The 8,764-nt window shown below is 74.4% G+C and carries 9 protein-coding genes; 4 read left to right on the top strand and 5 right to left on the bottom strand.

Annotation, left to right across the window (positions count from 1 at the left end):
- Window positions 1-12: 12 nt before the first annotated feature.
- Window positions 13-1,140, top strand: a complete 1,128-nt coding sequence (locus tag J3473_RS12585) for a diacylglycerol kinase family protein (RefSeq protein WP_207023921.1) — start codon at window positions 13-15, stop codon at window positions 1,138-1,140.
- A gap of 36 nt (window positions 1,141-1,176) precedes the next feature.
- On the opposite strand, the gene zwf is transcribed toward J3473_RS12585, so the two are convergent.
- The 3 genes from zwf to J3473_RS12575 form a co-directional block, all read right to left on the bottom strand.
- Window positions 1,177-2,610: a glucose-6-phosphate dehydrogenase gene (gene zwf, locus J3473_RS12580; protein WP_207023919.1), complete on the bottom strand. Its 1,434-nt coding sequence runs from the start codon at window positions 2,608-2,610 to the stop codon at window positions 1,177-1,179.
- Window positions 2,611-2,789: 179 nt separating this feature from the next.
- Window positions 2,790-2,921, bottom strand: coding sequence for a hypothetical protein (locus tag J3473_RS19660; RefSeq protein ID WP_256437946.1), 132 nt, complete (start codon window positions 2,919-2,921; stop codon window positions 2,790-2,792).
- A gap of 60 nt (window positions 2,922-2,981) precedes the next feature.
- The gene (locus J3473_RS12575) at window positions 2,982-4,361 is read right to left on the bottom strand and encodes an HAD-IB family hydrolase (protein ID WP_207023917.1); all 1,380 of its coding nucleotides are present in this window, start codon (window positions 4,359-4,361) and stop codon (window positions 2,982-2,984) included.
- Window positions 4,362-4,393: 32 nt separating this feature from the next.
- On the opposite strand from J3473_RS12575, the gene J3473_RS12570 reads away from it, so the two are divergent.
- From J3473_RS12570 to J3473_RS12560, 3 genes are read left to right on the top strand one after another with little or no spacing between them, the layout of a single operon-like run.
- Window positions 4,394-5,221 carry a patatin-like phospholipase family protein gene (locus J3473_RS12570; RefSeq protein WP_207023915.1) on the top strand — a complete coding sequence of 276 codons (828 nt, stop codon included), beginning with the start codon at window positions 4,394-4,396 and terminating at the stop codon, window positions 5,219-5,221.
- Between the two features lie 57 nt (window positions 5,222-5,278).
- Window positions 5,279-6,415, top strand: a complete 1,137-nt coding sequence (locus J3473_RS12565; RefSeq protein WP_207023913.1) for a 1-acyl-sn-glycerol-3-phosphate acyltransferase — start codon at window positions 5,279-5,281, stop codon at window positions 6,413-6,415.
- A 16-nt stretch (window positions 6,416-6,431) separates the two neighbouring features.
- Window positions 6,432-6,923 carry an META domain-containing protein gene (locus tag J3473_RS12560; RefSeq protein WP_207023911.1) on the top strand — a complete coding sequence of 164 codons (492 nt, stop codon included), beginning with the start codon at window positions 6,432-6,434 and terminating at the stop codon, window positions 6,921-6,923.
- A 441-nt stretch (window positions 6,924-7,364) separates the two neighbouring features.
- Here J3473_RS12560 and pheA read toward each other — a convergent pair whose 3' ends face one another.
- Window positions 7,365-8,339 carry a prephenate dehydratase gene (pheA, locus tag J3473_RS12555; RefSeq protein ID WP_030527126.1) on the bottom strand — a complete coding sequence of 325 codons (975 nt, stop codon included), beginning with the start codon at window positions 8,337-8,339 and terminating at the stop codon, window positions 7,365-7,367.
- Window positions 8,336-8,764, bottom strand: coding sequence for a DUF4446 family protein (locus tag J3473_RS12550; protein WP_030527127.1), 429 nt, complete (start codon window positions 8,762-8,764; stop codon window positions 8,336-8,338). The genes pheA and J3473_RS12550 overlap by 4 nt, the downstream gene beginning before the upstream one ends.

The raw sequence follows: 8,764 nt of genomic DNA, 5'->3' as shown, positions 1-8,764 counted from the left end.
ACCTTCCGGTGTGTGTCTGGCGAAGCGTGGACCTGGGTCGGCGTCGCGGTGGCGGTGCTCTTCGCCGTCGTCGGCGTCTACCTCGTGCTGTCCGCGCGCGAGCCGGGGCGGCACGTCGCGGCCCAGCGCCCCTCGCGTGACAGCTTCCGCGGGGTCGACGACGCTCCGCCGCCGCGCAAGCGGGTGGCCGTCGTCGTCAACCCGACGAAGTTCGACGACCTCGACGCCGTCCGCGCCACCCTCGCCCGCGTCTGCGAGGCGCAGGACTGGGCCCCGCCGGAGCTGCACGAGACGACCGTCCACGACGTCGGGTTCGGCCAGACCCGCGAGGCCCTCGCGAGCGGGGTCGACCTCGTCTGCGCGCTGGGCGGCGACGGCACCGTCCGCGCCGTCGCCCAGGAGATGGTCGGCTCCGGCGTCCCGCTCGGGCTGCTGCCCGGCGGCACCGGCAACCTTCTCGCCCGCAACCTCGAGATGCCCGTCGACGACCTCGAGCGCGCGATGGTCGTCGCCCTCACCGGGCGCAACCGGCACGTCGACGCCGCCTGGCTGACCCTCGACCCCGAGGACCTCGAGCTCGAGGAGGGCGCCGGCGAGGGCTCGAGCGCCGGCGCGCAGCGGCACGCCTTCTTCGTCATGGCCGGGATGGGCCTCGACGCCGCGATCATGGACTCGACGTCCGAGCAGCTGAAGTCGCGGATCGGCTGGGGCGCGTACGTCCCGGCGGGCCTGCGCCACATGCTCACCGAGCGCTTCAAGGTCACGCTGACCGTCGACGGGGGCCCACCGGCCACGCAGCGGGCGCGGATGGTCGTCATCGGCAACTGCGGCAAGATCACCGGCGGCATCGACCTGCTCCCGGACGCCGAGCCCGACGACGGCATGCTCGACGTCATCGTCCTGGCGCCCCGCGGGGTGGCCGCGTGGGCGTCGGTCGCGGCGCGCGTCATCACCCGCAGCGACCGGACCAACGCCAACCTCGCGCGGCACAAGTGCCAGACGGCGACCGTGCAGGTCGACGATCCGCAGCGGGTCCAGGTCGACGGCGACATCATCGGCGAGGCGAGCCGCCTCTCGGTCGAGGTGCAGCCGCGCGTGCTCGTCGTCCGCACCGAGAACGGGCGGCCGGCCGGCGCCTGACCCGAGGTCGCCGGCGCCGGCCGCGCCGGACGGCGCTCAGCCCTTCGTGTGCTCGCGCCAGGTGCGCTCGAACGGCAGCCGCCACGTGAAGGGCGCGATGAGCTGGTGGATCTGGTTCGGGCCCCACGTCCCCTGCGCGTACGGGTGCACCGGCGGCGGGTTGTCGAGGATCGGCTGGCTGATCTCCCAGAGCCGCTCGATGCCGGTCGCCGACGTGAAGAGGGTCCGGTCGCCGCGGGCCGCGTCGTAGATGAGCCGCTCGTACGCCTCGAGCACCGCGCCGGCCCAGCTCGTCTCCTGCATCGAGAACTGCATGGAGAGCTTGTCGAGCCGGAAGCCCGGGCCGGGCCGCTTGCCGTAGAAGGACAGGGACATCCGGGACCGGTCCGCGAGGTCGAAGGTCAGGTGGTCCGGCCCCTGGTCGCCGACGCCCGAGCCCTTCGGGAACATCGACTGCGGGGGCTCCTTGAAGGCGATGGAGATGATCCGCGCGCCCTCGGCCATCCGCTTGCCGGTGCGCAGGTAGAACGGCACCCCCGCCCAGCGCCAGTTGTCGACGTAGCACTTGAGCGCGACGAAGGTCTCGGTGTCGGAGTCCGCCGCCACCCCGGGCTCCTGGTGGTAGCCGGTGTACTGCCCACGCACCACGTCGGACGGCATGATCGGCTGCATCGAGCGGAAGACCTTGTTCTTCTCGCGGCTGATGGCCAGCGGCTCCAGCGCCGTCGGCGGCTCCATCGCGGTGAAGGCGAGGATCTGGAAGAGGTGCGTGACGACCATGTCGCGGTAGGCGCCCGTCGCCTCGTAGAAGTCGGCGCGCTGGCTGAGGCCGAGCGTCTCGGGGACGTCGATCTGGATGTGGGAGATGTTGTTCCGGTGCCAGATCGGCTCGAAGAGGCCGTTGGCGAAGCGGAACGCGAGGATGTTCTGCGCCGGCTCCTTGCCGAGGAAGTGGTCGATCCGGAAGATCTGGTCCTCGTCGAACACCTCGTGCAGCTGGGCGTTGAGCGCGACGGCGCTCGCGTGGTCGTGGCCGAAGGGCTTCTCCATGACGACGCGGCTGCGCTCGACGAGCCGGGCGTCGGCGATGGTCTGCACGGCCGCGAGCGCCGCCCTGGGCGGGACCGCGAGGTAGTGCAGTCGCAGCTCGACCTCGCCGGGCAGCTGCTTCTCGGCCCGCCCGACGGCCTCGGCGAGCGCGTCGGGCCCGGCCGAGAGCGGGACGTAGTCGAGCCGCTGGACGAACTCGCGCCAGTCGGCCTCGTCGATGTCGCGGGTGCTGTGCTCACGGATCGCGGTGTGGGCGAAGTCGCGAAACTCGTCCGGTGACTTGTCGTCGAGCGAGGTGCCGACGACACGCAGGTCGTCGAGCAGGCGCGACTGGAAGAGGTGCAGCAGCCCGGGGATGAGCTTGCGCTGCGCGAGGTCGCCGGTGGCGCCGAAGAGGATGACGGTCGTGGGCGCGGTCATGGTCCCACCCTGTCGCCCGAGGCGGCCCGACACCAGCGTTTGCGCATTTCCATTGGTGCGGAATATATTTCGTCAGGAGGGGAGTTCTCCCCATCGCAGCCGGCGGTGGCCGTCGGTAGCGTCCTGACCGGAGGCGGGTCCGCGCCGGCGCAGGGGCCTGCGCGGCCTCGTCTCCCGGGTCAGGCGCTCGCCGTCTCGTGGGCCGGGTCGACCTCTCGCGGCTGCCCGGCGGCGCGGCGCGCCGGCCGCAGGAGCAGGGGCAGCACCACCCCGACGTAGAGCACCCAGGCGAGCCCCTGGCGGACCGTCATGGCGGGGTCTGTCCGACCACGCCCCGGAAACGGCGTTCCGCAGGGCGGGCCGGCCCGTCGTCAGCGGCCGCGCGGGGTCGCGAGCGCGATCTCCTCGGCGCTCGGGGTGCGCTGCTCGCGGGCCTCGGGCGGGAGGCAGTCGACGATCGCCGCCATGATCCTCTTCGTGTCGGCCGCGGGGGTGCCCCCCAGCCCCTCGACCGGCTCGCCGACCCGTACGCGGACCGTCGGCGGGTCGGTGAGCGCGAGCATCCGCGGGGCGGCCGAGCTGCGCGGCCACACCTTCTCGCTGCCCCAGATCCCGAAGGGGATCACGGGGGCGCCGGTCGCGGCGGCGAGCCGGGCGGCGCCGGTGCGCCCCTTGAGGACCGGGTCGTAGAACCGCTCGCCGCGCGGGATCGTGCCCTGGGGCAGGAGGCAGACGAGCTCGCCGGCCTCGAGCGCGACGGCCGCGGTCTCGAAGGACTCCTGCCCACCGCCGGCGCGGTCGACGGGGATGCCGCCGAGGGCGGTGGCGAGCGCCCCGACGACCGGGACGTCGAAGAGCTCCTTCTTCGCGAGGATGCGCCCCGTGCGGCCGGTGCGGCGCATCATCTGGATCATCGCGGGGATGTCGAAGTAGCTGCGGTGGTTGCCGACGAGGATCGCCGGCCCGGTGCGCGGGACGTTCTCCGTGCCGCCGACGTCGAAGCGCGCGTACGGCGTGAGCAGCGGGGGGCTCGCGAGGAACAGCAGCCGCTGGAGCTCGACCCCGAGGACCGGGATCTTGACGACTCCGGGCGAGACGTCGAAGTGCACGATGGGCCACCCCCGGGCGAGCGCGTAGACGGTGAGCCGCGGGTCGGGGTTGACCGCGGCCGGGGTGCCGACCGCCGAGAGCAGCGGCAGGTCGTAGATCGAGTCGGAGTAGGCGAAGGACTCGGCGAGGTCGATGCCCTCGCGCGCGGCCCACGCGCGCACCGCGTCGAGCTTGCCGCGCGACCAGACGAACGGCCCCTCGAGGTCGCCGCTGAAGCGCCCGTCCTCGGTCAGGGCGTACCGGGTCGCGACGACGTGGTCGACGCCGAGCCGGTCGGCGAGCGGGCGGACGAGGTGCTCCGGCGTCGTCGTCGCGAGGACGACGGGGCGGCCCGCGGCGCGGTGCTGCTCGATGAGCGCGAGCGCGAACGGGTGGATGACCGCGGAGATCGTCTCCGCCGCAGCGGTGGCCGCCGCGTCGAACGCGTCCCCGGCGCGGCCGCGCGCGACGAGCGTGGCCTGGCGGGCCAGGGCGATGCTCGGCAGGGTCTCGCCGATGAGGTCGAAGGCCTTGAAGAGCAGGCCCTCACCGGGCAGGCGCCGGCTGACGACGCCGAGGTCGTACATCGCGCGCGAGAGCAGCGGCCCGGTGCCGCCCTGCAGGAGGGTGCGGTCGAGGTCGAAGATCGCCGCGCCAGCCATGGTCGCAGGCTACCGGGCGGCATCATGGGGGGATGGCGGACGGCGAGGGGCTCACGGCGTTCGTCCTCGGCGGGGGCGGCGTCCTCGGGGCCACGCAGGTCGGGATGGTCCGCGCGCTGGCCGACGCCGGTGTCGTGCCCGACCTCGTCCTCGGGACGAGCATCGGGGCGCTCAACGGGGCGTTCGTGGCCGCCGACCCGACGCCCGCCGGGGCGGGCCGGCTGGCCGAGGTCTGGGAGGCGGTCGTCCGCGAGGGGGTGTTCGTCGAGAACCCGGTGCGTCAGGCGGCGCGGGCGGCCCGGTCGCGCACCCACCTGCTGTCGAACGCGCCCTTGCGGCACGTCATCGACACCTACCTGCCGGTGTCGACGTTCGAGGAGCTGGCGGTGCCGTTCCAGTGCGTCGCGGCCCGCATCGAGGACGCGAGCGCCGCGTGGTTCGACGCCGGCCCGCTGACGTGGCCGGTCGTCGCGTCGTGCTCGGTGCCGGGACTCTTCCCGCCGGTCGTCATCGACGGGTGGTCGCACCTCGACGGCGGTCTCGTGCACTCGATCCCGGTGGGTCGGGCGCTGGCGCTCGGGGCGACCCGGGTGTTCGTCCTCCAGGTCGGGCGCGTCGAGCAGCCGCTGGCGCCGCCTCGCCGGCCGTGGGAGGTCGGGACGGTGGCGTTCGAGATCGCCCGGCGCCACCGCTACGTCCACGAGATGGCGTCGGTCCCGGCCGAGGTCGAGACCCACGTCCTGCCGAGCGGGGCCGAGTCGACCCCCAGCGTGTCGCTGCGCGCGGCCCGGTCCTCCCGGATGCGCGAGCGGGAGCGGCAGGCCTTCGAGGCGTCGGCGGCGTACCTGGCCGCGCTCTGACGGGGCACCCGCCGGAGGCCCTGTCCCGCAGCCGGACCTGGCCCTAGGCTCGCGGGCATGGGCGCTCGAGGCATCCCCCCGCCGCCACGGGCGGTCCGCCGCGTGCTGGCGCCGCTCTGGCCGCTCGTCGGCCTCGTCGTCACCGGGCTGATGGTGCCGGTCGTCGTGGCCGGGGCCCTGCACTCGCTCGTCGACCGGCGCGCGCGGCTGTTCCGCTGCGCCTGCCTCGCCGTCCTGCTCATGTGGGTCGACATCCGGATGCTCGTGCGCTGCTGGGTGCTCGGGGCGGAGCCCCACGACGACCGGGCGCCGGAGTGGCGCGAGGCGCACGAGCGGCTGCTGTCCGACGCGCTCGACTCCCTGATGTTCTACACGCGGCGCTGGCTGGGGCTCGAGGTCCGGCTGACCGAGCGGATGCACTTCGGCACCGCGGGGCGTCCGCTCCTCGCCCTCGCGCGGCACGCGGGGCCGTTCGACTCGCTGGCCGTCGCCTGGCTGCTGGCCCGGACCGCCGGCCGGCTGCCGCGGATCGTCCTCGCCGAGGCGCTGCGGTGGGACCCCGGGGTCGACACGATCCTCACCCGCCTCGACTCGTTCTTCGTCCCGTCGGCCGGGGAGGACCGGCTGGCCGGTGTGCGCGGGATGGCCGGCACCCTCGGCGACGACGACGTCCTGCTCATCTTCCCCGAGGGCCAGAACTGGACGCCGTCACGCCGGGCGCACCTCATCGAGCGGCTGCGGCGGCGCGGCGAGCACCGCCGGGCCGCCCGGGCCGAGGCGCTGGTCAACGTGCTCCCGCCGAAGACGCGGGGGGCCTGGGCGGCGCGCGAGGCCCGTCCCGAGGCCGACGTCATGGTCGTGGCGCACGCGGGGTACGGGCAGCTCTCGAGCCCGCGGCTCATCTGGGACGCGATGCCGTTCCGCGACCGGCCCTTCCTCGTGCGGACGTGGACCTGGCGCAGCGAGGACGTGCCGTCCGACCCGGTCGCGTTCGCGGCGTGGCTGGACGCCCGGTGGGACGAGGTGGACGCGTGGGTGACGGCCCACACGGACCCCGGGGGCATCCCGGAGCGGCGTCCGGCGACGGGGTCCGCGACGGGGTCCGCGACGGGGTCCGCGGCGTCGCCGGACGCGTCGCCAGACGACCCGAGCGGTACGTCCGGAGGCACCGCCGGCGGAACCGTCCAGCTCTGACGGGCGTCGCACGGGCATGCAGCGCCTGTCCGGTCGCGTGGCGGCCGCCCTCGCCGTCGTCCTGCTCGTCGTCGCGGGGGCGGCAGCCCTACGGCTGCAGGTGGTGGGCGACGGGGGCGACGGCTCGGCGAACGGGTCTCGCCCGGTCGCGTCGGTGGACGACCTCGCGGGGCGGTGGGTGGCGGTGAACACCACCGGGGCCCCGGCCCCCGTCGTCCCGCGGACCCTGTCGTTCTCCGTCGACGGGGATCGGCTCACGGTGCAGCCGGGGTGCAACTCCGGCGGGGGGCGCGTGGCGGTGGAGGACTCTCGGCTGGCCGTCCCGGACGGGCTCGCCGTGACCGAGATGGCGTGCCTGGACGCCGACCGGATGGCGCAGGAGGCGTGGGCGCTCGAGATGCTGTCGTCCCGGCCGCGACTCGAGATCTCTGGCCCGTACCTCTACCTCCACTGGGGCGACGGAGAGCGCTGGTGGCTGGGGATGGGGCGGCAGCCCGCCGGCGCGTGAGCCCCCGACCACCCGACGCCCCCCACCCTCCGACCGTCCCGACCGGAGCACCCGGGGCGCGGGGACCGCGATCCTGAGAGCGGAAGGTCGAGGTGTGCCCTCCCAGCCTCCTGTCTCCCCGGAAGGTTTACCTTCCACCTCGCAACCATCTGCTTCCGGCCGCAAGGTCAACCTTCCCCGCGCAACCACATCCATGCTGCGCGGAAGGAAAACCTCGCCGGCGCAACCACATGGTTCCCGCGGAGAAGGAAAACCTTCCTGCAGCAACCAGACACTTGCGGGGTGAAAGGGAAACCTTCCCTGTGCAACCAGATGCTTGCGGGTGGAAGGTAAACCTTCCGGGGCGCATGGAGGCTGGGAGTCATCCATACCGGGGCCCGCTCTCAGGATCGGCGGCGGTGGGCACGACGGGGCAGGGGTCGGGGTCCGGCCCTCGACGGGTCAGGCGCCTCCGGCGCGCAGCCCTTGGATCCACTCCCGGGCCGCGGCGAAGTCGGCGTCGCTCGCGCGCGGCCCGACGGTCGCGGGCTGCCGGTCCGCCCGGGGGTAGGACCCGAGGAAGCGCACCTCGGCGCAGATCCGCTTCAGCCCCATGAGCGCCTCACCGAGCCGCTCGTCGAGCACGTGCCCCTCGACGTCGACGGAGAAGCAGTACGCCCCCATCGACTCCTTGGTCGGCCGCGACTCCAGCCGCGTCATGTTGATGCCCCGCGCCGCGAACTGCTCGAGCAGCTCCAGCAGCCCACCGGCGTGGTCCTCACGCTGGTAGAGCACGACCGTCGTCTTGTCGGCCCCCGTCGGCGCCGGCATCGCGCCCGGCCGCGCGACGAGCACGAAGCGGGTGACCGCCGACTGCATGTCGCCGATGCCCTCGGCGAGCGTCGACAGCCCGTGCAGCGACGCCGCGGCCGGTGCACACACCGCCGCGTCGAACTGCGGCGAGCCGGCGCCCGCCTGGTCCACCGCACCGGCGCGCCCCTCGTGCACCGCCCCGAGCGTCTCGGCGGCCGACGCCGTCGACAGTGTCGGCACGTACACGGCCTCGGGCAGGTGCGTCGCCATCCAGCCGCGCACCTGGGCCCACGCGTGCGAGTGCGTCCCGACGGCGCGGACGTCGGCGAGCGACACCCCGCCGCGCGCCGCGAGGACGAACCGCACCGGCACGAGCACCTCGCCCGTCACGACGAGGGGGTCGCCGCTGGCCAGGGCGTCGAGCGTCGCCGACACACCTCCCTCGACGGAGTTCTCGATGGGCACCATCGCCCCGTCGACGTCGCCGGCCCGCAGCGCCGAGAGCGCCGCCCCGACCGACCCGAACGCGACGCGCTCAGCCCCGTCGCCGGCGGCCGGCCACGCGTCCAGCGCCATCGAGGTGAACGTCCCCTCGGGTCCGAGGTAGCCGAAGCGGGTGGTCATGGCTGCTCCTTGCCGGTGCGGGCGGCGGCGAGGGCCTGCTGCTCCTCGGGCGAGAGGGTCGCCTCGGACGCGCCGCCGACGACCCCCTTCGCGTAGGTGCGCGACTCGCCGCGCGCGTGGATCGAGCTGATGACGAGGCCGTCGCCCCGGTCGTCGACGACGGCCGCGCTGAAGCTCAGCCGGCCGCCCATGTCGCCGAACGCGTCGTAGCGGACCACCGCGACGTGCCGCAGCGCCTGGGCGACCTCCGCCCGCAGCGCGCTGACGTCGGTGTCGCCGGCCGGGCGGTGCGCCTCGAGGGCGTCGACCCGCCGGCGCAGCCCGGCCGTCCGCACGAGGAGGAGCACGACGAGCGCGACCGCGGCGAGGAGCAGCAGCGCGGGGACCGCGAGCAGCAGCGCCTCCGCCGGTCCGATGTCGAGCAT

Source organism: Phycicoccus sp. DTK01 (genome assembly GCF_017312765.1).
Classification (GTDB): domain Bacteria; phylum Actinomycetota; class Actinomycetes; order Actinomycetales; family Dermatophilaceae; genus Phycicoccus; species Phycicoccus jejuensis.
This window is presented reverse-complemented; position numbering and strand designations above follow the sequence as displayed.

Excerpts from the sequence above, each read along its gene's own strand:
- J3473_RS12560 (WP_207023911.1), top strand. The coding sequence starts at position 6,432 with ATGCAGCGCCTGTCCGGTCGCGTGGCGGCCGCCCTCGCCGTCGTCCTG.
- J3473_RS12570 (WP_207023915.1), top strand. The coding sequence starts at position 4,394 with ATGGCGGACGGCGAGGGGCTCACGGCGTTCGTCCTCGGCGGGGGCGGC.
- J3473_RS12575 (WP_207023917.1), bottom strand. The coding sequence starts at position 4,361 with ATGGCTGGCGCGGCGATCTTCGACCTCGACCGCACCCTCCTGCAGGGC.
- J3473_RS12550 (WP_030527127.1), bottom strand. The coding sequence starts at position 8,764 with ATGCTCGACATCGGACCGGCGGAGGCGCTGCTGCTCGCGGTCCCCGCG.
- pheA (WP_030527126.1), bottom strand. The coding sequence starts at position 8,339 with ATGACCACCCGCTTCGGCTACCTCGGACCCGAGGGGACGTTCACCTCG.
- zwf (WP_207023919.1), bottom strand. The coding sequence starts at position 2,610 with ATGACCGCGCCCACGACCGTCATCCTCTTCGGCGCCACCGGCGACCTC.
- J3473_RS12565 (WP_207023913.1), top strand. The coding sequence starts at position 5,279 with ATGGGCGCTCGAGGCATCCCCCCGCCGCCACGGGCGGTCCGCCGCGTG.
- J3473_RS19660 (WP_256437946.1), bottom strand. The coding sequence starts at position 2,921 with ATGACGGTCCGCCAGGGGCTCGCCTGGGTGCTCTACGTCGGGGTGGTG.